The organism is Gilliamella sp. WF3-4, from assembly GCF_001690275.1.
Classification (GTDB): Bacteria; Pseudomonadota; Gammaproteobacteria; order Enterobacterales; family Orbaceae; genus Gilliamella; species Gilliamella apicola_C.
Genome location: NZ_LZGW01000056.1, coordinates 58,688 through 84,901 on the forward strand (window position 1 = coordinate 58,688; position 26,214 = coordinate 84,901).

The 26,214-nt window shown below is 35.1% G+C and carries 24 protein-coding genes and 1 pseudogene; 18 read left to right on the forward strand and 7 right to left on the reverse strand.

What is annotated here, in order from left to right:
- The first annotated feature begins 7 nt into the window (after positions 1-7).
- From A9G47_RS12520 to A9G47_RS12560, 9 genes are all read left to right on the forward strand, one after another.
- Positions 8-193: a YnbE family lipoprotein gene (locus tag A9G47_RS12520; protein ID WP_218056985.1), complete on the forward strand. Its 186-nt coding sequence runs from the start codon at positions 8-10 to the stop codon at positions 191-193.
- Between the two features lie 105 nt (positions 194-298).
- Positions 299-643 carry a YdbL family protein gene (locus tag A9G47_RS12525; RefSeq protein ID WP_065566094.1) on the forward strand — a complete coding sequence of 115 codons (345 nt, stop codon included), beginning with the start codon at positions 299-301 and terminating at the stop codon, positions 641-643.
- A gap of 201 nt (positions 644-844) precedes the next feature.
- Positions 845-2,518, forward strand: a complete 1,674-nt coding sequence (gene asnB / locus A9G47_RS12530) for an asparagine synthase B (protein ID WP_065566095.1) — start codon at positions 845-847, stop codon at positions 2,516-2,518.
- A 336-nt stretch (positions 2,519-2,854) separates the two neighbouring features.
- Positions 2,855-3,835, forward strand: a complete 981-nt coding sequence (locus tag A9G47_RS12535; RefSeq protein WP_065566096.1) for a D-isomer specific 2-hydroxyacid dehydrogenase family protein — start codon at positions 2,855-2,857, stop codon at positions 3,833-3,835.
- A gap of 61 nt (positions 3,836-3,896) precedes the next feature.
- Positions 3,897-4,715 carry a PTS mannose/fructose/sorbose/N-acetylgalactosamine transporter subunit IIC gene (locus tag A9G47_RS12540; protein ID WP_065643082.1) on the forward strand — a complete coding sequence of 273 codons (819 nt, stop codon included), beginning with the start codon at positions 3,897-3,899 and terminating at the stop codon, positions 4,713-4,715.
- Positions 4,716-4,758: 43 nt separating this feature from the next.
- Positions 4,759-5,619 carry a PTS system mannose/fructose/sorbose family transporter subunit IID gene (locus tag A9G47_RS12545; protein ID WP_065643042.1) on the forward strand — a complete coding sequence of 287 codons (861 nt, stop codon included), beginning with the start codon at positions 4,759-4,761 and terminating at the stop codon, positions 5,617-5,619.
- Positions 5,620-5,645: 26 nt separating this feature from the next.
- Positions 5,646-6,143 carry a PTS system mannose/fructose/N-acetylgalactosamine-transporter subunit IIB gene (locus tag A9G47_RS12550; protein ID WP_065579494.1) on the forward strand — a complete coding sequence of 166 codons (498 nt, stop codon included), beginning with the start codon at positions 5,646-5,648 and terminating at the stop codon, positions 6,141-6,143.
- 15 nt (positions 6,144-6,158) lie between these two features.
- Entirely contained in the window at positions 6,159-6,602 is a 444-nt protein-coding gene (locus A9G47_RS12555; RefSeq protein WP_065566100.1) for a PTS sugar transporter subunit IIA, read from the forward strand.
- A gap of 109 nt (positions 6,603-6,711) precedes the next feature.
- Positions 6,712-7,656, forward strand: a complete 945-nt coding sequence (locus A9G47_RS12560; protein ID WP_141674866.1) for a hypothetical protein — start codon at positions 6,712-6,714, stop codon at positions 7,654-7,656.
- A gap of 84 nt (positions 7,657-7,740) precedes the next feature.
- On the opposite strand, the gene satP is transcribed toward A9G47_RS12560, so the two are convergent.
- A complete protein-coding gene (satP, locus tag A9G47_RS12565) occupies positions 7,741-8,319 on the reverse strand; it encodes an acetate uptake transporter (protein WP_065579491.1) in 579 nt (192 codons plus the stop codon).
- A gap of 231 nt (positions 8,320-8,550) precedes the next feature.
- On the opposite strand from satP, the gene dnaK reads away from it, so the two are divergent.
- The 3 genes from dnaK (at position 8,551) to A9G47_RS12580 (ending at position 13,054) form a co-directional block, all read left to right on the forward strand.
- Entirely contained in the window at positions 8,551-10,461 is a 1,911-nt protein-coding gene (gene dnaK / locus A9G47_RS12570; protein ID WP_065566103.1) for a molecular chaperone DnaK, read from the forward strand.
- A gap of 127 nt (positions 10,462-10,588) precedes the next feature.
- Positions 10,589-11,719 (forward strand): molecular chaperone DnaJ, encoded by a 1,131-nt coding sequence (dnaJ, locus tag A9G47_RS12575; RefSeq protein ID WP_065566104.1) that lies wholly within the window; start codon positions 10,589-10,591, stop codon positions 11,717-11,719.
- 249 nt (positions 11,720-11,968) lie between these two features.
- Entirely contained in the window at positions 11,969-13,054 is a 1,086-nt protein-coding gene (locus A9G47_RS12580) for a hypothetical protein (protein WP_065643044.1), read from the forward strand.
- 136 nt (positions 13,055-13,190) lie between these two features.
- Here the strand turns inward: A9G47_RS12580 and grcA are convergent, their stop codons facing one another.
- Positions 13,191-13,574 carry an autonomous glycyl radical cofactor GrcA gene (gene grcA, locus A9G47_RS12585; RefSeq protein ID WP_065566106.1) on the reverse strand — a complete coding sequence of 128 codons (384 nt, stop codon included), beginning with the start codon at positions 13,572-13,574 and terminating at the stop codon, positions 13,191-13,193.
- Positions 13,575-14,015: 441 nt separating this feature from the next.
- Between grcA and ung the strand changes: the two genes are divergently transcribed.
- Together ung and gntR are read left to right on the forward strand one after the other, a co-directional pair.
- Entirely contained in the window at positions 14,016-14,711 is a 696-nt protein-coding gene (gene ung, locus A9G47_RS12590) for a uracil-DNA glycosylase (RefSeq protein ID WP_065643045.1), read from the forward strand.
- Positions 14,701-15,702, forward strand: coding sequence for a gluconate operon transcriptional repressor GntR (gntR, locus tag A9G47_RS12595; RefSeq protein ID WP_065643046.1), 1,002 nt, complete (start codon positions 14,701-14,703; stop codon positions 15,700-15,702). The genes ung and gntR overlap by 11 nt, the downstream gene beginning before the upstream one ends.
- A gap of 64 nt (positions 15,703-15,766) precedes the next feature.
- Here gntR and A9G47_RS12600 read toward each other — a convergent pair whose 3' ends face one another.
- Entirely contained in the window at positions 15,767-16,141 is a 375-nt protein-coding gene (locus A9G47_RS12600) for a DUF805 domain-containing protein (RefSeq protein WP_065583209.1), read from the reverse strand.
- A gap of 245 nt (positions 16,142-16,386) precedes the next feature.
- Here A9G47_RS12600 and upp point away from each other — a divergent pair, with 245 nt between their 5' ends.
- The 4 genes and pseudogenes from upp to A9G47_RS13710 all read left to right on the forward strand — a co-directional run bounded on the left by upp (position 16,387) and on the right by A9G47_RS13710 (position 21,445).
- The gene (upp, locus tag A9G47_RS12605; RefSeq protein ID WP_065579487.1) at positions 16,387-17,013 is read left to right on the forward strand and encodes a uracil phosphoribosyltransferase; all 627 of its coding nucleotides are present in this window, start codon (positions 16,387-16,389) and stop codon (positions 17,011-17,013) included.
- A 102-nt stretch (positions 17,014-17,115) separates the two neighbouring features.
- Positions 17,116-18,375 carry a uracil-xanthine permease family protein gene (locus A9G47_RS12610; protein ID WP_442903250.1) on the forward strand — a complete coding sequence of 420 codons (1,260 nt, stop codon included), beginning with the start codon at positions 17,116-17,118 and terminating at the stop codon, positions 18,373-18,375.
- Positions 18,376-18,781: 406 nt separating this feature from the next.
- Entirely contained in the window at positions 18,782-19,315 is a 534-nt protein-coding gene (locus A9G47_RS12615; protein WP_065643047.1) for a hypothetical protein, read from the forward strand.
- A 1,004-nt stretch (positions 19,316-20,319) separates the two neighbouring features.
- Positions 20,320-21,445, forward strand: a pseudogene (locus A9G47_RS13710) (IS3 family transposase).
- 322 nt (positions 21,446-21,767) lie between these two features.
- Here A9G47_RS13710 and lysS read toward each other — a convergent pair.
- From lysS to A9G47_RS12645, 4 genes are all read right to left on the reverse strand, one after another.
- Positions 21,768-23,282, reverse strand: coding sequence for a lysine--tRNA ligase (lysS, locus tag A9G47_RS12630; RefSeq protein ID WP_065643050.1), 1,515 nt, complete (start codon positions 23,280-23,282; stop codon positions 21,768-21,770).
- A 31-nt stretch (positions 23,283-23,313) separates the two neighbouring features.
- A protein-coding gene (gene prfB / locus A9G47_RS12635) for a peptide chain release factor 2 (protein WP_141673563.1) occupies positions 23,314-24,412 on the reverse strand; the annotation gives its coding sequence in 2 pieces (ribosomal slippage) (positions 23,314-24,336 and positions 24,338-24,412; 1,098 coding nt in all).
- Positions 24,413-24,597: 185 nt separating this feature from the next.
- On the reverse strand, positions 24,598-25,224 hold the full coding sequence (locus A9G47_RS12640; RefSeq protein WP_065643051.1) for a Fe-Mn family superoxide dismutase: 627 nt from the start codon (positions 25,222-25,224) through the stop codon (positions 24,598-24,600).
- A 134-nt stretch (positions 25,225-25,358) separates the two neighbouring features.
- A complete protein-coding gene (locus tag A9G47_RS12645; protein ID WP_065579483.1) occupies positions 25,359-26,186 on the reverse strand; it encodes a VanW family protein in 828 nt (275 codons plus the stop codon).
- Between the last annotated feature and the right edge of the window lie 28 nt (positions 26,187-26,214).

Sequence of the window (26,214 nt, forward strand, 5' to 3'; positions counted from 1 at the left end):
TTATTTTATGATGCGAAATGTTATGGTTATAATGGTATTAGCAGGTATGTTAATCGGATGTTCGCCGACGGTTAAAGTGCAAGCACCTAGCGAGCCAATTAATATCAATTTAAACGTTAAGATAGACCATGAAATTAATATTAAAGTCGATAAAGCATTAGATAATATAATCAATAAATCTGGATTATATTAATTGTATAAGTTTTATTTTCATCTATTCTTTTGATTGTGGTCAGTAGAACAATCTATATTCACACTCAAATCAATAAAATATGATGTATTTACTAAGGAGTTTGTTATGACTATCTGTAAAAAAGCAACCATAGCATTATTGTCCATTATGTTATCTTTTTCTACATTTGCATTAAATTTAGAGCAAGCCATGGATTCATTAAGCCAAGCCAAAGCGCAAGGTCTTGTTGGTGAACAGGCTGATGGTTATTTAGGCGTTGTTAAAAATGAAGGCAATGCCAGTGAAATTGCGCAACTGATTAATCAGGCACGTAAAACCCAATACCAAAAAGTGTCTAATGAAAGCCATGTCCCTTTAAATGAAGTAGAAAAAAAAGCGGGTAGTAAAGCGCAAGAAAAGACCCCAACAGGTCAATATATAAAACGACAAGGTCAGTGGTTAATAAAATAATCATTTGTTTTTTGCAACAACCGAGAAAGTATAACGACATTACACTTTAATTGTGTATTAATAATGTGTATGCTGTTTGCTTAAATGTTTGTTTACCGCTTTTTTATATTTATCTATTTAATAAAAAGATGGTAAAGTTTTTATTTAATTAGTTTTTACTTGTAATAGTATCGCTTATGCGATTTGAAATGGAGAAAATCAATGTGTTCGATTTTAGGTATTCTTGATATTAAATCAGATCCAGAACAACTACGAACAAAAGCACTAGAGTTATCATGTCTACAGCGTCATCGCGGTCCTGATTGGTCTGGTATTTTTGCGTCTGATAAAGCTATTCTTGCTCATGAACGTTTATCAATTGTGGATGTCAATACAGGATCTCAGCCCCTTTATAATAAAGATAAAACCCTAGTTTTAGCGGTAAATGGCGAAATTTACAATCATCAAGAACTCCGAAATCAGTATAAAGATCGTTATGAATTTCAAACAGGCTCTGACTGTGAAGTCATTCTTGCGTTATATCAAGAAAAAGGAATTGATTGTCTTGATGAATTACAAGGCATGTTTGCTTTTATTCTTTATGACATCAATAAAGGTAGTTATTTTATTGGTCGTGACCATATTGGTATTATTCCAATGTATACAGGGCATGATGAAAACGGTACCTTTTATGTTGCCTCTGAAATGAAAGCCTTAGTACCAGTTTGTAAAACCATTGAGGCTTTCCCTCCTGGATGCTATCTATCGAGCACCGAAGGTGAAATAAAAACCTATTACAAACGTGACTGGATGGATTACGAAAATGTTAAAGATAATCAAACCGATATTAATGCACTTCGTGTTGCGTTAGAAGATTCGGTAAAAAGCCACTTGATGTCTGATGTGCCTTACGGTGTTTTATTATCAGGTGGGCTTGATTCTTCGGTCATTTCGGCAATCACTAAAAAATTCTCAGCACGCCGAGTTGAAGATCATGAAAAATCTGAAGCATGGTGGCCACAATTACACTCATTTGCTGTAGGCTTAAAAGGAGCCCCAGATCTTAAAGCTGCGCAAGCGGTTGCTGATCATTTAGGCACAGTGCACCACGAAATTAACTTTACTATTCAAGAAGGGATTGATGCAATTCGTGATGTAATTTATTTTATTGAAACTTACGATGTCACTACTATTCGTGCATCTACACCAATGTATTTAATGGCACGTAAAATCAAAGCAATGGGCATTAAAATGGTACTATCTGGTGAAGGTGCTGATGAAGTGTTTGGTGGTTATCTCTATTTCCATAAAGCGCCAAATGCAAAAGAATTCCATGAAGAAACCGTACGTAAATTAGCAGCGCTACATATGTATGATTGTGCACGAGCGAATAAAGCCATGGCAGCATGGGGAGTTGAAGCTCGGGTACCATTCCTTGATAAAAAATTCTTAGATGTCGCAATGCGCATTAATCCAAAAGATAAAATGTGTGGCAGTAATGGCAAAATGGAAAAACACATTGTACGTGAAGCATTTGAGTCTTACTTACCTGCATCGGTTATTTGGCGTCAAAAAGAGCAATTCTCAGACGGTGTTGGTTATAGCTGGATCGATACATTAAAAGAGATTGCTGAAAGTAAAATTACTGATCAGCAATTAGAAAACGCAAAATTCCGCTTCCCATACAATACACCAACATCGAAAGAAGCTTATATGTATCGTGAAATTTTTGATGAATTATTCCCACTTGAAAGTGCCGCTCGTTGCGTACCTGGTGGACCAACTGTTGCTTGTTCAACCGCTAAAGCAATTGAATGGGATGAATCATTTAAGAATCTAAACGATCCATCTGGTCGTGCGGCGGTTGGTGTTCATAATGATGCGTATAAAAAGTAATGAACCGATTTGAAATAATAAGTTTGAAAAGGGCATAATTGCCCTTTTTTATTGACTAAAATACAAGAATACAATCCCGCTGATAGCTAACTTCATATCGCTATTTTCCACAAAACTTATCTGAAAATTTTTATTCTCAACGGCTTATGATTGATTAAATAACACCTGTTGTTAATGAAAATTTTTTAAATATGTGATCTGAATTCATTTTTTACCAAAAGTAATAAACTATACTAAATGTTACCAGTCACATAATGATTAGAAGGGAAGTAAATCACATTTATTTTTCAATCCATAATTTATAAAGATACATGATTTATTAATTAGGAGGGCTGCGTGAAAAATTATAAAATTGCAATAATTAACTCAAGTAGTTTTGGAAAATATTTTCCTGATCATCTAAATCGATTAGAAAAAATAGGTGAAGTGAAACATTTCACTTTCGAGAGTAATATTTCTGGTAAGGAATTAGCCAATACATTGCAAGAATACAATATTTTTATTGCAAGCGTTAGACCATTTTTTAACAAAGAGTTTTTTGATAATCGAAAAAATCCTCTATTTTTACTTTCTCGCCATGGAATAGGGTTTAATAACGTTGATATTATTGCAGCTAAAAAGCATGGCACAATTGTTACTATTGTTCCCCCATTGGTTGAACGCGATGCTGTTGCTGAAAATGCAGTAACCAATTTGCTGGCATTAATTAGAAAAACAGTGCAATCCCAAGCTGCCGTTAAGTCAAATGAATGGAAAAATAGAGCCTCTTTTTTAGGTATTAATGTTACTGGTAAAGTTGTTGGTGTTATTGGCTGTGGCAACATTGGCAGCCGAGTAGCAGAAATATTTAAACATGGTTTTAATGCCCAGCTACTTGTTGTTGATCCTAATGTCAATAAACAGTGGGCGAGTGAAAATAACATTGAAATTGTTGATTTAAATTATCTACTACAACATGCAGACATCATCTCTTTAAACGCATCCTTAAATGAAACCAGTTACCACATTTTAACAGCGCACCAATTCTCTTTAATGAAAAAAGGTGTTTATATCACCAATACCGCAAGAGCTGAATTGATTGATGAAAGCGCATTATTAACTGCGCTTGATAGTGGTATTGTCGCTGGGCATGCAACTGACGTAATGTATGCTGAACCAGCATATAACGATAATCCTTTAGTTAAACATCCTAAAGTGCTTGTTACGCCACATACTTCCGCTTATGCAATTGAATGTTTGCAAGGTATGGGGGAAAAATGTGTGCAAGATGTAGAGAATTTTGTTAATAAGTTAAAACTTCAATCAGTTGTTTCTTAATGATTTATTTTAAATTGTTAAGTAATAATAAAAAACATTAAGGAGTTTATATATGCCAGAAATGCATGTAACTTTTCTGCAAGCAGCGATTATTTCTGTATGGGTTGCGATGGTAATGTCACGGGGATTGGGGGGAGCAACATTAACGTTAAGATTTACTCCAATGATGACTGGTTTAATTGTTGGTATTGTATTTAATGATATTGCAAATGCAATGATAACAACAGCTGCAATACAGCTAATTTATATGGGCGTCTTTTCTCCTGGCGGTCAAATGCCATCAGAGCCTTCCATTGCTACAGCAGTTGCTGTTCCTGTTGCATTACTTGGAAAAATGGAACCAACAGCTGCTGTTGCGGTCGCTGTCCCTGTAGGTTTATTAGGCTCTTATTTATATCAACTACGATTTTTCTTTAATACTATGATTATGAAATTAACTGAAAAATATGCGCAAGAAGCCAATAGTTCAAAATTAACTTTCTCCATAATCATACTACCCATTATTTGTAGCTGTGCTTTATTTATACCATTTATGTTTGTCGCATTATACTTTGGTGCGCCGATTATTGCCGATGTAATTAAATCAAATGCTGGTGGGCTTGTTTTTCATATCCTGAATGTCATAGGGGGTGGACTTGCTGCGGTAGGTATAGCATTAACCATTTATGTTATTGGTAAAAAGAGCTACATCATCTTTTTTTTATTGGCTTATTTTATTGCGGTAATAGCAAAACCACTTAATGTAACAATGGTAACCTACGCCATTGTTGGCGCCATTGTTGCATTCATTTTTGTTTTAGCAAAAAGTGAAGCAGTGAATTGTGCGGCAGAGCAACCTAGAAATAATCCAAATAATAATCAATATGATGACGATTATTAATCTGTAGTTATTCGATTAATAAATTAGATAGAGGAATATTATAATGACACAAATCGTACAAGAAAGTATTGATCTAAAGCCAGAAGCTATCACGAAAAAGGATATCACAATTGCTTGGTTACGATGGTATTATGCAAATGAAATCCCACACTCATTTGATCGTTATCTAGCTGCATCTTTAATGTGGGGATTAATGCCAATTCTTAAAAAACTATACAAATCAAAAAGTGAACTTGCTGCTGCCTATCAAAGACATTTATTGTTCTTTAATACTCAAATAACATGGGGTGGTGGGACAATTTCGGGAATTATGGCCTCACTTGAGTCTGTTAGAGCCGATGAAGTTTATCAAAATAAACCTATCAGTATTGATAATGATGTGCTTTATAACACTAAAGCTGGTTTAATGGGGGCTTTAGCTGGCATTGGCGATGCTATTGATTCTGGTACAGTACAATATATTTTTATTGCAATTGCACTCCCTTGGGCACAAGAAGGGTTGGCTATTGGCGCACTATTCCCTTTCTTTGCCTTTGTAATCTACCAACTTTTTGTAGGCTATTATTTTGCTCAACTCGGATTTAAATTAGGAAGAAACGCTGCGACAGAAGTTGTGGGTAATAAAATGCAGATGCTTATCGAAGGCTTATCTATTTTAGGTTTATTTATGATGGGTATCTTAGCAGCTAGCTATATTAAAGTATCCTCAAGTTTAAAATTTACCTTATCAGGCAAAGATTTTGTTATACAAAATACATTAGATAAGATTCTACCTGGTGCGTTACCCCTCATTGTGGTAATGGGATTGTATTTTTATTTCTCCCAAAAAGGTTTAAAAGTAACCAGGGCATTAGTAGGATTAACCATTATACTTGGTGTTTTAGCTGCAATTGGTATTTTATAAAATAATTAAAAAAGAGGTTTTAAATTATGGGAAAAGTTGTTTTAGCTCGAGTAGATAGTCGCCTTATTCACGGTCAAGTGGCAACCAACGTTTCTAAAGCGGCTGGAGCTAATGCTTTATTTGTTGCCGATGATTATTCAGCAAATGATGAGTTCACCAAAAATATCATTTTAGGGGCAGGAGCTAGCACGGGTCATAAAATCAGAGTATTAAAAGAAGATGGCGCGGTAAGATACTGGAATGATCGCAAGTACGATGATTTTAATGTTATCTTAATTACAAAAAATATTGAAGTAATGTATAAAATTATTAAAGCTGGCGTACCAATAACAAATCTTAATATTGGTGGTTTACCGCTAGTACCTGGGGCAACTTCAGTCATTAAAGAAGTATCGATTAACAAAGAGCAACTTAATCTATTAATCGATTTACAAAAAAGCTTTCCTAATATGGATATTTACTTTCAAGCAACACCTTCTTTGAAAAAAGTCACATTAAATGAAGCAATCAAAATGTTTGAATAATATAGGATAATAAATATGATAGGTATTTTATTAATTAGCCATGGCAATATGGCTGATGGGATAAAAGATAGTGTTAAAATGATTGTTGGAGAACAAGACAAATTTGAATCACTCTCACTTAACCCAGGGCAAGATATTAATCAATTAAAAACGGATATATTTAATTGTTCTAGATCGTTAGATTCGGGCGATGGTGTTCTCATTTTTGTTGATCTATATGGTGCATCTCCTTGTAATGCATCAATGAGGTGTGTGCCAGAATGGCATGATCTTGGTATGAATGTTCGCATCATTACAGGTATGAGTTTACCGATGATCATTAATGCCGTATGCAATAGAGAATCACTAACAATACAAGCGTTAGCAAAAGAGTGTATTGAGGCAGGCCATGATAATATTCAAGATGCTATTGCTAACATAATTCATCCTAATCAATCACATAATGAGGATGATTATTAATGCGTGTAATTATGCTCATTAATAATATAAATCATAGTGAATATGGTTTTATACGATTATATTCACTATATTGCTGAATTTTTTAAATTAAAATCGATTATTAATCATAATGGAAATATTTAAAGATCTTGTTCTACGATATTGTATTATATTTGGCAAACGCTTCTCTTCAACAGAGAAGTTGACTTTTTTAAGAGTATTATCTAAAGAACTGATGCAATTAGGCTATATGGTTGACGTTAAACTTGCCAAATTGAAATTAGCAACACGGCGATATGAAAACTATTACAATGCTTATATTGGTGATTTAAATAAAGCAGAGTTAATTATCTGTACTTATTATGACACAGGTCTTAATAACTTTAATCTTCAAAAAAACTATGCATTTTCACCACAATTTAGCAAGTTAAGCTATTTTATTAGTATTGCACCTATCCTTTTTTTATTTATTGTGTCATTAATATTAAATTATTTCGTTTTTGTTCCTGATATTCGTAATCATGGTTTTTTCAGCATTTCGGGCATTAGTTCAATCATTTCGACTGTAATATTATTTCTTTTCGTATTGAAATTTAAAAGTGGTATTCCTAACCAAAAGAATTTTGTTTGTAACTCATCAAGTATTATTACCATCATTAATTTAATTAACCAACTCAATAAAAAAGAGAAGAAAAAAATAGCCTTTGTTTTGTATGATGGTGGTAATAGCAGTCAATATGGTTTAAAAATGTTAGAAAGTTATTCCAAACAACTAAAAAGCAAAAAATTTATTTTTATTGACAGTATTGGCAATAGTGAAACGCTAATTTTTTTAAAACCACAACAATCAAACCTACAAGTAGAAAATATTACTTTTCATACCGGTCAAATGGAGACAAAATTACTAAATTACATCATGATCAGCTCGGGAAGTATCGATAAAAATAGTAAAATTATTATACACAATGCGCACTCGCCTAAAGATAGCCACTTACCGAATAAAGTAATAGAAAAACACACTCAATCACTACTTGCGATATGTAGAAGCCTGATAAATGATAACGCTGATAAATAGTAAAAGTAGCTTTTTTTAGGGAAGTTTAGTGAAGAAAAAATGAATCACATCAACCAAAATGACTTGGTAGATGTGATATACCAATTAATGTGTAGCGCCTTTTGGTGCCCCAATTGGTAGGATGGTTCGGCCATATTGCTCATTAATTACTTCAGCCATAGCAAGATAAACTGCACTTGCTCCGCAAACAATACCTTCAAAACCAGCGATATGGATAATGCTATGATTACCAGAAATGTTACCAATGGCTAATAAAGCAAATAAAACGGTTAAACTCGCAAAAACAAATTGTAATGCTCTATTACCTTTTAACGTACCAATAAACATAAACCCAGTAAAAATGCCCCATAAAGCAAGAAAAATACCAACAAAAGTTGCATCAGATGGTGCTGTGGCAGCAGAGGTCGGTAAATACCAAATGCCCACTAACGCAATCCAAAAGAAGCCATAAGACGTAAATGCTGTAGTGCCAAACGTATTGCCTTTTCGAAATTCTAAAATGCCAGCAATGACTTGTGCAAGACCACCATAAAAAATACCCATCGAGACAATAACCGTCATAACAGGGAAAAATCCTGCATTATGAATATTTAATAAAATTGTTGTCATACCAAACCCCATTAAGCCCAAAGGGCCAGGATTTGCAAGTTTTGTTTGTTCCATAAGGATCCTATAAATTAAGTTTGATGATTAAAAAGAGCGGCAATAATAAGTGCAGAAAACGCGATAATCAAGATTTCAGGAAAAATTATTTTTTATCGCCCCTTGATATTAATAATAATGTTCCCATTTATGTGAAAACAAAAACATTTCCTTGTGAAATTAAGGGCTTGAAAATTCATATTTAAACCCTATATACAAGGAATAAATTACAGATTTTTAGGAGAATAAATTATGGGTAAAATTATTGGTATTGACTTGGGAACAACAAACTCATGTGTTGCTGTAATGGACAATGGTCAAGCAAAAGTATTAGAAAATGCAGAAGGCGATCGCACAACTCCTTCGATTATTGCTTATACCCAAGATGGTGAAACATTAGTTGGTCAACCAGCAAAACGTCAAGCTGTAACCAATCCACAAAACACCTTATTTGCAATTAAACGTTTAATTGGTCGTCGTTTTGAAGATGCTGAAGTGCAACGTGATGTTAGCATCATGCCATATAAAATTGTGAAAGCAGATAATGGCGATGCATGGGTTGATGTTAAAGGTCAAAAAATTGCACCACCACAAATTTCTGCTGAAGTATTAAAGAAAATGAAAAAAACAGCAGAAGACTATCTTGGCGAAGCCGTTACTGAAGCAGTAATTACAGTTCCAGCTTATTTTAATGATGCTCAACGCCAAGCAACTAAAGATGCAGGTCGTATTGCTGGGCTTGATGTTAAACGCATTATCAACGAACCAACAGCTGCAGCACTCGCTTATGGTTTAGACAAAGATGTCGGCAACCGCACTATCGCTGTTTATGACCTTGGTGGTGGTACATTTGATATCTCAATCATCGAAATCGACGATGTTGATGGTGAAAAAACATTTGAAGTATTAGCAACAAATGGTGATACACACTTAGGTGGTGAAGATTTCGACTCACGCTTAATCAATTATTTAGTTGACGAATTTAAACGTGAACAAAACTTTGATTTGAAAAATGATCCACTTGCTATGCAACGCTTGAAAGAAGCAGCAGAAAAAGCAAAAATTGAATTATCATCTGCTCAACAAACAGATATTAACCTACCGTATATTACAGCTGATGCAAGCGGTCCAAAACATTTAAATATTAAAGTAACGCGTGCAAAACTTGAGTCTTTAGTTGAAGATTTGGTTAAACGCTCAATGGATCCTGTAAAAACAGCATTACAAGATGCAGGTCTTTCTGTTTCTGACATTAAAGACGTTATTCTTGTTGGTGGTCAAACACGTATGCCAATGGTTCAAAAAGCTGTTGCTGACTTCTTTGGTAAAGAGCCACGTAAAGATGTAAACCCTGATGAAGCGGTTGCTGTTGGTGCTGCTGTTCAAGGTGGTGTACTTGGCGGTGATGTTAAAGATGTTTTATTACTTGATGTTACACCATTGTCTTTAGGTATTGAGACTATGGGTGGTGTGATGACAGCGTTAATTGAAAAGAACACAACTATTCCAACTAAACATAGTCAAGTGTTCTCAACTGCTGAAGATAATCAATCAGCCGTAACTATTCATGTATTGCAAGGTGAGCGTAAACGTGCTGGCGATAATAAATCATTAGGTCAATTCAATCTAGATGGCATTCAACCTGCACCACGTGGCATGCCACAAATTGAAGTGACATTTGATATTGATGCTGATGGTATTTTACATGTATCGGCAAAAGACAAAAATACAGGTCGTGAGCAAAAAATTACGATTAAAGCCTCTTCAGGATTAAGCGAAGAAGAGATTCAAAAAATGGTTAATGATGCAGAAGCAAATGCCGATGCAGACCGTAAATTTGAAGAACTAGCTCAAACTCGTAACCAAGCCGATCACCTTGTTCATTCAACTCGAAAACAAGTGGCTGAGTCTGGTGATCAGTTATCAGCTGATGATAAAAAAGCTATTGAAGACGCAGTAAATGCTTTAGAAGTCGCAGCTCGAGGTGAAGATAAGGCAGAAATTGAAGCAAAAATTAATGCATTAATGGAAGCATCTAAAAAATTACTTGAACTAGCACAACAACAAGCTCAAGGCGCAGGTCAATCAAATAGTGAAAGCGCTAGTGCGCAAGATGATGTTGTTGATGCTGATTTTAAAGAAGTTGATGACGATAAAAAATAATCATTAATTACTATGTTTTTTAATAAGTTATTTCAACAAGTTTTAGACATGTAGCAAGTTAAACGGGCGCGAGGTAACTCAAGCCCGTTTAGTTCTTTATGAAAAGAAACAAAAATAAAGGTTAATTATGGCGAAGAAAGATTATTATGAAACATTAGGCGTTAGTAAAAGTGCTAGTGAAAGCGAGATAAAAAAAGCCTATAAACGTCTAGCCATGAAATATCATCCTGATAAAAACCAGGATAATAAAGACGAAGCTGAAGCAAAATTCAAAGAAGTAAAAGAAGCCTACGAAATCCTAACTGATCCGCAAAAAAAGGCGGCTTATGATCAATATGGTCATGCGGCATTTGAACAAGGGCAAGGAGCAGGAGCTGGTGGTTTTGGCGGATTTGGCGGTTTTGGTGGTGGAGCGTTTGACGATATATTCAGTGATTTCTTTGGTGGAGGTCGAGGGCGTAGTCAAACCACTTCTCGAGGTAATGACTTACAATACAATATCACCCTAACATTAGAAGAAGCCGCAGCCGGTGTTAGTAAAGAAATTAAAGTGCCAACATGGGTAAGTTGTGATACTTGCCATGGACAAGGAGCTGAAAAATCTTCGGATGTGGTGACGTGTAATACTTGTCATGGTTCAGGTGTTGTACAAATGCGACAAGGTTTTTTTGCCGTGCAACAAGAGTGTCCAACTTGTCATGGGCGAGGAAAAGTTGTAAAAAATCCATGTAAAAAGTGTCATGGTGAAGGTCGTGTACAAAAAACGAAAACACTTTCTGTTACTATTCCAGCAGGTGTTGACACAGGTAATCGTATTCGACTTTCTGGCGAAGGTGAAGCAGGTTTAAACGGAGCACCTGCAGGCGATTTATATGTACAAATGCAAGTTAAACCACATGCTATTTTTGAGCGAGATGGTACAAACCTGCATTGCGAAATCCCGATTAATATTGCACTCGCATCACTTGGCGGTGAAGTTGAAGTACCAACGCTTAATGGTAAGGTCAGCTTAACCATTCCTCCTGAAACACAAACAGGAAAAATGTTCCGACTACGAGGTAAAGGCGTTAAATCGTTGCGCGGTAGCACTATCGGTGATCTTTACTGTCATGTTGTGGTTGAAACACCAGTCAACTTAACAAGCAAGCAAAAAGAATTGCTAAAAGAATTGGCTGAAAGCTTTAAAGCTGATAAAAGTTCTAAACACAGTCCAAAAGAAAAAAGCTTTTTTGACAAAGTGAAAAAGTTTTTTGAATAAAACAAATCACAGCTGAAATAATAGCGAGATTAGATTACTAATCTCGCATTTAAATTATATCAAATTGTTTAATTTAAGTATTTTTAGTTTTTCTACTTTGATAAAATAAAGTTTCCTTGCAACAATATTTTCATTAATAATCTTATTAGATAATCGATAGTTATTAACTTTAAATGAATATAGTATACATTAGTTAAATTATTAATATTATTTTTGTATGATTTTAATGACATGAAGGGAATAATATATATGTTTTTTAAAAAGTTTTGGAAAAAATCACCGCCTAATATTAAAGACATACCAAAAGAGCAACAAAGCTCACAAAATCATTTAAGTGTGATAATTCAGGACTTTTGGCGACAGGTAAAAAAATCTGAACAATCTCTTAATGAACTTGAACTTATCGATATAATTAAAAATATCAATAAGCTATTAGATGAAAATCAGTTAGATGTAATTGCTGAAATTACTATAGGGGATACTAAGAAGCATAAAATTATTTTTACCGCAGATGGAAAAATTGATCGATTCGAGTATGTAATGGAAATTACTCGACAAGCACCTGATCTTCAGTTTTTCGAAGTAGAAGCATTTCGTCAGCGCACTAATAATGTAGATACATTTGTTATAAAATCTGAAGAAAGTTCTTTCTCATTAAGTGCTACTGATTTATTAATTCAATATAAAGAAAGTTATCGTAAAATATCTATCGGTATTCGGTTTGCTAAGACGATCCCCGAAGATATGGTAAAACAAGCAGAAACGATGGCATTGATTTATCTCGATCACCTATTGGGTGAATATGATTTTGCTGTTAGATTAGAATCTATTGAGTTTTTAAAGACAGATCACAATGCAGCTACAATTCCTGCTAACCAATTTGTCACTATTTTCGATCGATTATGGAAAGAAGATTTAAAACATACCGGTGTGCTTAATGTTCAAGAGGATCAATGGATTGTATTTGAATTAACGGATCTTAAAATATTAGTGCATCGTAATGAAGCGGCTAATTCTTTGGTAGGGCATGAAAATTATTGTTATGCGCTTAATATTATCGTTGATATTGATAGTAAAGAGGCTCTTTCACTTGTTTATGAATTAGAGGATACTATCAATCTTGCTTTACGTGCTGATGAGCAGGGTATTCACTGTCAAAACAGTTTTAGTCAAGGTGTCAGAAATATGTTATGGCATGTAGGAAATAAACACTCAGCACTTCAACTAGTGCAACAGATAACAGACCGATATCATACATTATCCGTTAAAACTGAATGCGAGTTCGATCCTTTCTGGCGACAATACTTACGTTGGGTTGAATGTCATCAAGCATAACATAAAATGTATCTACGATTAATGGATGCTTTTCCTCACTAATAACTAGTGCATTAGCATATTGTTATATTTAATTCATAAAAAAAGATAACCTAATTACTTAGATTATCTTTTATAAAACTTAAACTCGATTTAATTAAATTTTGGTTGTAAATGTACGAGCAATAACGTCGCGTTGTTGTTCTGCAGTTAACGAGTTAAAGCGCACTGCATAGCCAGAAACACGAATTGTTAATTGTGGGTATTTTTCTGGATTTTTTACTGCATCTTCTAAAGTTTCACGACGAAGAACGTTAACATTTAAGTGTTGACCACCTTCAACTTTGATGGTTGGTGCAACATCTAATGGAACTTCACGATATTCGAATTGGCCTAATTCGGCAGTTGGAATAACTTGATCTTCTTTATAAACTGATTTAGCTGCCACACAACGAGCTTCTTTAGTAGCGTCATCTAATAACCAAAAAGAGTTAAGAAGTGCTGCATTGTCTGCTTTAGTAATTTGGATACCTGTAATCATTTTAAATCCTCCTAACGGGGCCTTATTGCCCTAAAATAATTAGGGTTAATATAGCACTTTCAAAATTTGATTAAAGTCAAAAAAAGCTATCAATCCAATAAGTAATACCTTTGTTTAGTGTTTTTGCTATGTTTCTGAAAAACTATTTATCGCATTAATTCTTTTAAATTTATTAACTATACATTTGTATTATCTAAACATATGGGTAGATAACATAATGCCTCATTTAGTGTAAAGTGTAGCGTAACTTTGGATGTTATAAGAATATTTTATTAGCATTGCTGCCCTGATCAATAAAGCAACATTTTATATTTAAATAAATATTTTTGTTTAGTGAACCTTAAGCTCATTAGCATTAGGTTTATTATTATTTTTAGGTATAATTATTGTAATTAGTAAATGGTCTTGTTGAGTCATATAAAATAATAGTATAGGTGTTGTATGAGTAATCAATTAACATGGCATGATGTTATTGGCGCTGAAAAAGAAAAGCCCTATTTTCAACAAATAATGCAATTTGTGGCATCTGAGCGGGCGAAAGGTAAAATTATTTATCCACCACAGCATGATGTGTTTAATGCATTTCGTTTTACGCCATTTAATCAAATTAAAGTGGTGATTTTAGGGCAAGATCCTTATCATGGTCCTAATCAAGCCCACGGGCTTTCATTTTCTGTTTTACCTGGGATTAAGCCGCCCCCATCGTTATTGAATATCTATAAAGAATTATCAACAGATATTGAACATTTTAAGATTCCTTCTCATGGTTACTTAGCCTCTTGGGCAACTCAAGGTGTATTATTATTAAACAACGTGCTAACTGTTGAAGCAGGACAAGCCCATTCTCATGCAAAAATAGGTTGGGAAACTTTTACTGACCATGTGATAGCAGCAATCGATCAATATCTTGAAGGAGTAGTTTTTTTATTGTGGGGGTCTCCTGCGCAAAAAAAAGGACACTTTATTAATCGCCAAAAACATCATGTATTAACTTCAGTACATCCATCGCCGTTATCCGCACATCGAGGTTTCTTGGGCTGTAAGCATTTTTCCAAAGCAAATGATCTAATTATACAGCAAGGTAAAACTGCTATAGATTGGCAGCCAAAGCTACCGGAAAAAGTGAATGAGCAATAAAAGACGTCGAACAAGTTTGCAAGAAATTGCCAATTTGATTGGGATAAGTAAAATGACAGTCAGTCGTTTTCTGCGTGATCCTAACCTTGTATCAAAACCACTCCAATTACAAATTTCAGCCGCAATAGATAAGCTAGGATATATTCCCAATAAAGCTCCCGATATGCTGTCTAACGCTAAAAGTAATGCTATTGGTATTGTGTTCCCTTCTTTAACTAATCAGGTTTTCGCCGATATTTTAAAAGGTATTGAGATGGTGACGGATGTGCGAGGATATCAAACCATGATCACTCATACTGGATACAGTGCTGACAAAGAAGAATTACGCCTGCGCTCATTACTTTCTTATAATATTGACGGGTTAATTTTAACGGAAAGAACGCATACTCCAGCAACATTAAAGATGATTGAAATTTCGGGTGTTCCTGTTGTTGAGATTATGGATAGCATCTCACCTTGCATTGATATGGCTGTTGGGTTTGATAATTTTACAGCGACTAAAAATATGATTCATCGTATGATAGATAAAGGGCGTCGTAATATTGTTTATTTTAGCGCAAGGCAAGATCAACGAAGTATTATTCGTCAACAAGGCTATGAACAGGCAATGCAAGAAGCGGGATTAAATCCACGAACATTAGCAACTAAAGAAGCGTCATCTTATGAGTTAGGCGCACGATTTTTGCATCAGATTTTAACAGAATTACCTTGCGTTGATGGCATTTTTAGTACCAATGATGATTTGGCCTTGGGCGTATTATTAGAGTGTCAGCGAATGCGTATTGAAGTTCCAAAACAGATAGCGATTGTTGGCTTTCATGGGCATCAAATTGGTCAATATATGAATCCTAAATTAGCTTCTATACAAACACCAAGAATTGAAATGGGGAAGATTGCGGCTGAACTGTTATTAAAACGAATCAACGGCGAGAAGATAGATCGGAAAGTGATTGATTTGCCAGTTGAATATTTAGATGGCGAAAGTATTTAATAAAATAAAAGGTAACATTGAAATTATTAACCCCATCACGTTTGGTGATGAGGCTAATAGCAAACTATAACCCTTTAGGGTTTTCACCGTATTGGTTGCTGCCTGGTGTTGAATCTAGGCATGCAAACACAAATAACACAATAGCGCCAATTAGTGGGATTAATCCAATCAAAATCCACCAACCTGATTTATTAATATCATGTAAACGACGTACTGTAACCGCTAAACCAGGAATAATTAGTGCAAGAGAAATAATGCATTGGACAAAAACCATCACTGATAGTAATGAATGGCTGATTGAGCCAAAAATTAAGGCAATAAAGTTTAATGCAATCCCTAAAAGACAATTGAAAAGAACATACATCCAATACTCTTTTCTGCGTGCTCGCCCATTAAAATTTGCATAATTTTTTGTAATACAATCAATAAACCAATTCATTCTTTATATTCCTTTTTTAATTAAATTACTGAAATAAATTATTCAGGCCACATATTTTAATGAAAAAAAACAAAAATAAAACTCATTTTTATTATTAAATTATTTATTTTAGTTTTCTTTATTAATAGTTATATTGCTAGTCTGCGTGTTTCCGGTTTTCATCAAGTGAGATCTATGTTAAAATCACCGCTCAGTGGTTATTTATACCGACTAACCGATTATAGAAAATAACACTGAGGCTCTCCATGAAAATAGTTGAAGTAAAACACCCTCTTGTCCGTCATAAAATTGGATTAATGCGTGAATACGACATTAGCACCAAAGAATTTCGTGATCTTGCCAGTGAAGTTGGCAGTTTATTAACTTATGAAGCAACGGCTGATCTACCTACCGAAAAAGTAACGATAAAAGGTTGGTGTGGGCCTGTTGAAGTTGAACGTATCAAAGGTAAAAAAATTACCGTCGTACCTATCTTGCGCGCAGGTTTAGGTATGATGGATGGCGTGCTTGAACATATACCAAGTGCCCGTATTAGCGTTGTTGGTTTTTATCGTAATGAAGAGACTCTCGAACCTGTCCCTTATTTCCAAAAGTTAACATCTGATATTGAAGAGCGAATGGCTTTAGTTGTTGATCCTATGCTTGCAACAGGCGGTTCAATGGTTGCAACAATCGACTTGCTAAAAAAAGCAGGGTGTAAAAATATTAAAGTATTAGTTTTAGTTGCTGCGCCAGAAGGCATTAAAGTACTTGAACAAGCTCATCCAGATGTTGAACTTTATACCGCATCAATTGATGAGAGGTTGAACGAAAAAGGCTACATACTACCAGGACTTGGTGATGCTGGAGACAAAATCTTCGGCACTAAATAAAATCTCAAATTTTAGACCGGTTAAACCGGTTTTTTTATGCCTGTTGATCAGGCAAGTTATACAATAAGATTAGTTAAGTAAGAGAGGCGAGATGTGAACAATATCACAACAGACAAAACAAAAAATATAACATCACTGCATAAGCATTGTTGGCAGGATATTTTGACTGGAGCACAAATGTTATTTGTTGCATTTGGTGCATTGGTATTAGTACCCTTGTTAACAGGGTTAAATCCAAATGTCGCTCTTTTTACTGCTGGGGTGGGTACTTTATTATTTCAATTGACAACTAAAGGTAAAGTCCCAGTATTTTTGGCTTCATCATTTGCCTTTATTGCACCTATATCATTTGGTGTTGCCCAATGGGGAATTCCAGCAACATTAGGAGGTTTAGTTGCTGCTGGTTTTGTATTTATGCTTTTTGCATTTTTAGTTAAAATTAATGGTAGTCATGTTATTGATCGTATATTACCACCAGTGGTGACTGGTCCTATTATTATGGTTATCGGCTTATCACTAGCTCCAGTTACTGTAAATATGGCCATGGGTAAAGATAGTGGACTGCAAGCAGAAAATTATCAATTGATTATCATATCAATGACTTCATTGTTAACTACGTTAATTGTTGCCATTTGGGCAAAAGGTTTTTTAAAATTATTGCCAATTATTTCGGGAATCGTCGTTGGTTATAGCCTTTCTTGTGTATTTGGTATAGTCAATTTTCAACCAATTATGGATGCTCCATGGTTTAAGATTCCCGATTTCACTTTCCCTGAATTTCATTGGCAAGCTATTTTATATATGATTCCAATTGTCATTGCACCAACCATTGAACACGTGGGTGATATCATGGCAATTAGTTCTGTAACGGGAAAAGATTATACACGTGCTCCTGGTTTACAACGCACATTACTAGGTGATGGGATTGCAACCTCTACAGCAGGTTTTTTTGGTGGGCCACCATGCATTACTTATGCCGAAGTGATTGGTGCGGTAACGTTAACGCGCAATTTTAAAACACGCGTTATGACATGGGCAGCAATTTGGGCAATTTTAATGTCTTTTATTGGAAAAATCGGGGCATTTTTAAGCTCCATTCCAACTGTAGTAATGGGAGGAATTATGGTGCTATTGTTTGGTTCTATTGCATCAGTGGGCATCAATATTTTAGTCAAACATAAAGTCGATCTTTCCATGCCTCGAAATATGTGTATCGTTTCATTAGTTTTAGTTTTTGGGATTGGTGGAATGATTTTTGATTTTGGATCTTATGCACTACAGGGTATCAGTTTATGTGGTATCTTAGCGATTGTGTTAAATCTAATTCTGCCACATCAAGCAAAACCGACCAACTCTCACTAAATGAACAAATATATCGTTGGCCATGTTTATCGCCAACGATATTTGCAATGTAATGGTATACACTCCTCAACGTTTTTACAAAACTAAATTATTAAATTAAAACACAAAATGCTTGTGTAAGCTGAGTCGTTTTTTATATCTAAATTTTTTTTCATTTTTTTGCACTATTTTAGGGAGAGTTACAATACTAATCCATTTTCTTGCATGATTCGACCAATTCGGCGACGGAGTATTTACAATTTTGTACTCATATTCAATTCAATAACGTTTTCAATGGTGAAATTGTTGATGATAATTCACGCCATGTTTTTATGCTTATATTCTTGATTAAGAAATATAATAGTTTTAAACTGCACGATATTGAAAAGTAAATTGTGTTTAAACATAATATTACAGAGAGTACGTTATGAAAGTTCCAACACATCTTGCAAGATATATTAAAGATTATAAAATGGATCGTCTTACAACTATGGCGCTCTGTTCCGAGAACGGGAACAATTTGTTTGAAATTTGGTATTATGGTGAATTATGCGAAATACCAAGAGAGGAGCAGTTATATATTATCGATACGAATGATGCTCCTACATTGGTTGTAGCACGAAACCCATCTACGAAAGAAGATATATTATTATTTGATGGTGCTAAACATGGTTATAACAATATGTTTTGTGATACTTTTGATGAAGAGACCTTAAATAATCGTACGCTGCAAAAATATGAAATTCCAGCTTCACAAATTATTATCGAAATTGGATACAACATTGATTACGAAGAGGAAAAAGAATATTATGAGTTTGATGAAAATGGAAGGGTTCTTCTGATTAATGGTGGGAGTATTTCATGGGAAGATCTTATTACAGATGGATTTGATTGTATTGCTCTTTCATATGTTGACGATAGTGGAAAAATAATAAATTTTTTAGATGTTGAGTTAGCATAATGTAAAATATGGAGATATAAAATGGTAAACTGTGATTTAGCTATATTGATTTCGCTATCTGTTTTCATGGGTTACCTAATTACAATATTTTTAATAATTTAAATCTCTAATAAGTTGATTAATAAAAAAGGCAGATAGCTAATGTATCAGGTATCATTAACTATTTACTTGTGGCGCAAAATTATTACTGAATTGAAAAGTAGTGCTCATAGAATAATAAGATAAGAAGCTTAATTTTTTTACGTGAGTCGTGTGTATTTACAATTATAACCTTTCAATTTATCTTCATTTTATACTTTATAATACTTATTTCTCCTGCCTAAAATATTACAAAAATAAACGCATCTGCTTTTTATTATTTACTTAAAAATCGTTCAGAAAAGTCATTGATTTTATTGTGTTTTTTGTAATCTAGGAAACCTAGCTCACACCATGAAGTGCAATTCGTCTTAACGCCTTAGAATAAAAGGAGGCTGGGCTTTTAAACTTATGCCGCTTTCTTGGGTGTGAGTTCAATAAATATTGAATTTTCTTTATCTGTTCGTTGTCAACTAATGAAATAGCCGATTACTTAGGTATAAACTGACGGATTAAGCCATTGGTGTTTTCATTTGTGCCCTTTTGCCAGATTTGATATGGCTCAGCAAAACAGACGATGGTGTTTAAATAATATTTAACAGCACGATGATAATTAAATTCGGCGCCATTATCAAAGGTGATGCTTTTAACCTTTTTTTAAACGGTGTGAGTAATTTTATTATCATATCTCTCGCTTCATAGATGGTGCGTTGATTGAAGCGCCCAATTAATACCATCCCAGTTTTGCGTTCAACTAACGTCACCAACGCTTATTTGTCTTGACGGCTAATAATGATATCGCCCTCCCAATGTCCACGTGTTTTCCGTTTTTCTACATAACTAGGGCATTGTCTGTAACTATCTTCTAAAATAGTACAGCAAAAAAGTAGAAAATTCTCTATGATAAAAGAAAAGGGGATTTAATTATGAAAAAAATGACTGAACATCAAATCGTCGCTATTTTAAAAGAAGCTGAAGCAGGTATTCCCGTTAAAGAACTGTGCCGTAAATATGGCATGGGTAATTCAACTTTCTATAAATGGCGAGAAAAATACGGCGGAATGGAAACGTCGGATATCAAATGCTTGAAGGAGCTGGAGGCTGAAAACCGCAAGCTTAAACAGATGTTTGCCGAACTGAGCTTAAAATCTCAACTTCAGGAAGAAATCATAAAAAAGCTTTAGTGCCCACAAAGGCACGTAAAATGTGGGCACAACAACTACAACAAAATCATTCGGTTACTATTGTTATGAGTTGTGCTATTGTTGGCTTAAGCCGTTGTGCTTACTATTATCGATCTAAGTTACAGGATGATTCGGTGATTGTTTCGGTGTTGAATACTATCACAGACCGGCATTTACGCTGAGGCTTTCCTAAATGTTTTAATCGAATCAGAAAGCTCGGCTATCAATGGAATCATAAACGGGTATATCGGGTGTATTGTGAATTAAAGCTTAATCTCAGGATAAAGCGTAAAAAACGCATTCCTCCACGATGCCCGGAAAGGTTATTAGTCCCCAATAAACAAGGTGAATGTTGGCCAATGGATTTTATGAGTGACAGTAGCCGTAATCAACGTCGTTTTAGAACATTCAATGTCATCGATGATTTTAATCGTGAAGCGTTAGGTATTGATATTGCAGTAAGCTTACCAGCAGGAAGGATTACCCGTTACTTAGATAAACTGGCCGAATATCATGGGTATCCATTAAAAATACGGGTCGATAATGGGCCAGAATTTACAGGAAAAACCTTTACCAACTGGGCTAAATCACATGATATAACCATTGATTATATCCAGCCCGGTAGCCCTTATCAAAATGGCTATATTGAACGATTTAATCGTACCTATCGTACTGAAGTGCTCGATTTATATCTATTTAATAATCTAGAACAAGCAAGAAAGGTAACCGAAGAATGGCTAACCATTTATAACACCGAAAGACCGCATGAGGCATTAAATAACATGACACCAATTGAATACAAAACACTAAAACAGGCAGCTTAATTTTCTACGTGAGTTGTTTTACTAAGTTGGGGATATTTACATGATAGATATAGGGATTAACATAAATTATTTTTAATAACGAAACGGTATAGATTCCTCAAAGTTTTTTACAAAAATAACCTGATAAGCGAACAAGTACGTCAAAATTTCACAATTGCTATAAAATTCACATATAACATTACGTGAGCTGCTTTATGTTCAATCGATTTTACATATTTCTTTGTGACATAACGAAGTTGTTGTTTGTGACTTATTGTTTTTTTTATTATTGCTGTTATTTATAAAAAGCTTTAAGGATAGTCGGGAGGGGATTGGGTATAAAAACACACTTATCAGAAAATAAGTGCGTTTTTAGCAATAAACGCCTTATTTCACTGGTCGCATGGTTGGGAATAAAATAACATCACGAATTGTATGGCTATTTGTAAATAGCATTACTGTTCGGTCAATACCAATTCCTAATCCTGCTGTAGGCGGTAAACCATGCTCAAGGGCAGTAATGTAATCTTCATCATAGAACATTGCCTCATCATCGCCAGCGTCTTTTTGGGATACTTGATCTGCAAAACGTTGTGCTTGATCTTCGGCATCATTGAGTTCTGAGAATCCGTTACCAATTTCACGGCCACCAATAAAGAACTCGAAGCGATCGGTCACAAACGGATTATCATCGTTACGGCGTGCCAAAGGTGAGACTTCTGCAGGGTACTCGGTGATAAAGGTTGGTTGAATCAGATTTGATTCGGCAACTTCTTCGAAAATTTCAGTGACAACACGACCAAGTCCCCAGCCTTTTTCAATTTTGATGCCAACTGATTGTGCAATGGCACAGGTTTTATCAAAATCATCTAAATCGGCATTATTGGTTTCTGGGCGATAGTGGCAAATGGCTTCACGCATTGTCATCTTGATAAATGGCTTACCAAAATCAAAAGTATGATCGCCATATTGTACAACAGCATCGCCAGTTACGGCAATAGCTAAACGACGGAATAATGCTTCTGTTAATACAATCAGATCTTTGTAGTCAGCGTAAGCCATATACATTTCCATCATGGTGAATTCTGGATTATGTCTTGGCGACACCCCTTCATTACGGAAGTTACGGTTAATTTCAAATACACGTTCAAAGCCCCCAACAACTAAACGTTTTAAATAAAGCTCTGGTGCAATTCGTAAGTACATATCTAAATCAAGCGCATTATGATGCGTAATAAAAGGCTTAGCTGATGCGCCACCAGGGATAACTTGCATCATTGGCGTTTCAACTTCCATAAAGCTATTTTCAATCATAAAATTACGGATTTCACTGACCACCTTTGAGCGCGCTTTAAACGTCTCTCTTGATTCTTGATTAGTGATAAGATCCAAGTAACGCTGGCGATATCGCATTTCTTGATCAGCCAGTCCATGAAACTTATCAGGTAATGGGCGTAGTGCTTTGGTTAGCAAGCGGATTTCTTCACAATGAATAGAAAGCTCACCTGTTTTAGTTTTAAATAGGTAACCTTTAGCACCGACAATATCTCCCAAATCCCATTTTTTAAATTGTTCGTTATAAAAACCTTCAGGAAGATCATCACGAGTGACATAAAGTTGGATCTGCCCAGCAACATCTTGTAAAGAAACGAACGAAGCTTTACCCATAATACGGCGCATCATCATACGCCCAGCAACAGTTACAATAATTTTATTTTCAATCAATTCTTCATTCGTTTTATCGCCATACTGTTTATGAAGATCGCTTGAAATTGCGTCACGACGAAAATCATTCGGGAAAGCAATGCCTTGTTCGCGAATTGCAGATAATTTTTCACGACGTATTGTAAGCTCGTTATTTAACTCTTCAATATGGTTTTGTTGCTCTTGCTGTGTTGACATAATTTTACCTTTTATTTATCACCAAGCAGGGTTATAAACCTGCTTTTAAGCTTTCTTCAATAAATTGATCTAAATCACCGTCTAAAACGGCTTGGGTATTGCGTGTTTCGACACCGGTACGTAAATCTTTGATTCGTGAATCATCAAGTACGTAAGAACGAATTTGGCTGCCCCAGCCAATGTCAGATTTATTTTCTTCCATCTGTTGTTTTTCGGCATTTTTTTTCTGCATTTCAAGCTCATACAGTTTTGCTTTTAACTGCTTCATTGCTTGATCTTTATTGCTGTGTTGTGAGCGGTTATTTTGACACTGAGTAACAATCCCGGTTGGAACATGTGTAATACGTACTGCAGACTCAGTTTTATTCACGTGCTGCCCACCAGCACCTGATGCCCGGTAAACATCAATACGGAGATCTGCTGGATTAATGTCAATATCAATATCATCATCTACTTCAGGATACACAAATACTGAAGCAAACGAAGTGTGGCGCCGATTACCTGAGTCGAATGGACTTTTACGGACTAATCGATGCACCCCTGTTTCGGTACGTAACCAACCGTAAGCATAATCGCCAGACACTTTAATTGTTGCTGATTTGATACCTGCAACATCACCATCTGACACTTCCATTACTTCTGTTGTAAAACTTTTTGATTCAGCCCAACGTAAATACATTCTAAGTAACATCTCTGCCCAATCTTGTGCTTCTGTACCACCTGATCCTGATTGGATATCTAAATAACAATCGGCACTATCGTAATTGCCAGAAAACATACGTCGAAACTCAAGACCTACCAACTTTTTTTCTAGTTGATCAAGCTCGCTGATTGCTTCATCGAAAGTATCTTGATCTTCAGCTTCAATAGCAAGCTCAAGTAGACCTTCAACATCGTCAAGGCCGTGAGTTAATGAATTGAGAGTACCGATGATTTCATCAAGCGCGACACGTTCTTTACCTAACGCTTGTGCTTTTTCTGGATCTGCCCATACTTCAGGCTGTTCTAATTCAGCATTGACTTCTTCTAGTCGTTCTTTTTTTACATCATAGTCAAAGATACCCCCGAATCACAGCCGTGCGTTCGGTAAGTTCAGCGATCTTTGACTTAACAGGGTTAATTTCAAACATGATTTAAATTGATCTGCTCAGTTTATGATTTTTTAAACAAGCACCCATTGTAGCGGATTTAGGCATAAATTAGCAATTGCCAATTTTAGAGGCGGTGTTGATGAATAATCTATTGATGATAAAAAAGATGACACATAAAATGTCATCTTTAACAGGTTGGATAGAAGCTTTATTGTAATAACTATTTATTTTTTAGCTTCTGCGTAGAGTTCAGCAACTTTATCCCAGTTAACTACATTCCAAAACGCACCGATATAATCAACACGACGATTTTGGTATTTTAAATAATAAGCGTGTTCCCACACATCAAGTGTTAAAATAGGTGTGCCAGAAACGCCGGCAAATTTTTCACCCATCATTGGTGAATCTTGGTTAGCGGTTGACACAATTTCAAGCTTGCCATTTTGTAATACTAACCATGCCCAACCAGAACCAAATCGAGTTGCTGCCGCTGCGGCAAATTTTTCTTTAAAAGCATCAACTGAACCAAAATCGTTTTCGATGGCAGTTTTAAGTTCACCTTTAAGCTCGGTACCGACTTTTAATAATTCCCAGAAAAGAGTATGGTTAACATGTCCACCTACGTTATTTTTAACACCAGTAACTTTGTCGGCAGGGACTTTATCTAAATTTTTTAATAAATCACTTGGACATAAATCTTTCAATTCAGCCGGCAATGTTTCAAGGATAGCATTTGCATTGTTTACATAAGTTTGATGATGCTTATCATGATGAAGATGCATCGTTTCTGAATCGATATAAGGTTCTAATGCATCATATGCATAAGGTAAGGGAGGTAAAGTATAAGCCATGAAATTTGCTCCTTTCATATAATTAGGTATTAACTACAATTTATAATGAGTATAAGGACTATTAGTATAGCCCTCAAACTATCACTTAGATAGCTGATGACTATCTATTGTTAAGATAATTATTGTGTTTTCAATTACGTTTCATTATTTGCGATAAATGGAGTGTACATCATAATGGCGTGATTTTCACTGATGAGTTTTTCTTCCGTATGGTTATCAATTAAATGGGTTTTACGTTGCCAGATTTTATTATGTCTAGTGTAGCCTCCCCACCATTGTTGCTCAATGCGGTGATCGGTTTCAAATACTTCATAATCATAAGACAAAGGCGAATCTGCAAGCAATTCACCATGTAAGTATTGATCATCAAGCCACAGGTTAAGTCGATAAGTTGTATTAGTTTTATTGATCAACTGTAAATCGACATAGTTATAAGACAAGGTTGCCCCGCAAGCAAATGGAATTGTACGATTAATATCAGGGAAAACATCAAAGCTGTGCCGCCAACGCTCCAGAATTGTTAAATCAGAATGTAATACAATCCAATAAATCAAATTACCTAATTGGCATAACCCTCCACCAATATCTTTACCTATTTGCCCATTATGCAGCGATAACCCTTCTAAAAATCCTCGTTTTTTAGATGGACGCCCTACTTTATGCCAGATCGAAAAGCGCTGGTTGGGCTTAATGATTGAACCATTTAGTTTTTCGATTGCTAAGCGCAAATTCGTGATTTTGTTATATTGTAAATACATATCAACATCTTTTAATGGTCTTAACAAAACAGACTGATGTTTTTTATGCGAATAACAACATGTATTATTATGGATATCAACAGCGCTATAAACTTTGCGATGTCGCCACCAATCTAATTTACGTTTTAATATAAAATATTCTTTACCTAATTTTAGTCTTAATTTGCTACGTTTTTCTGGCTTATCAACGGTAATATTTTTCATGTTTTTTAATTTCCTTATTAATCAATAT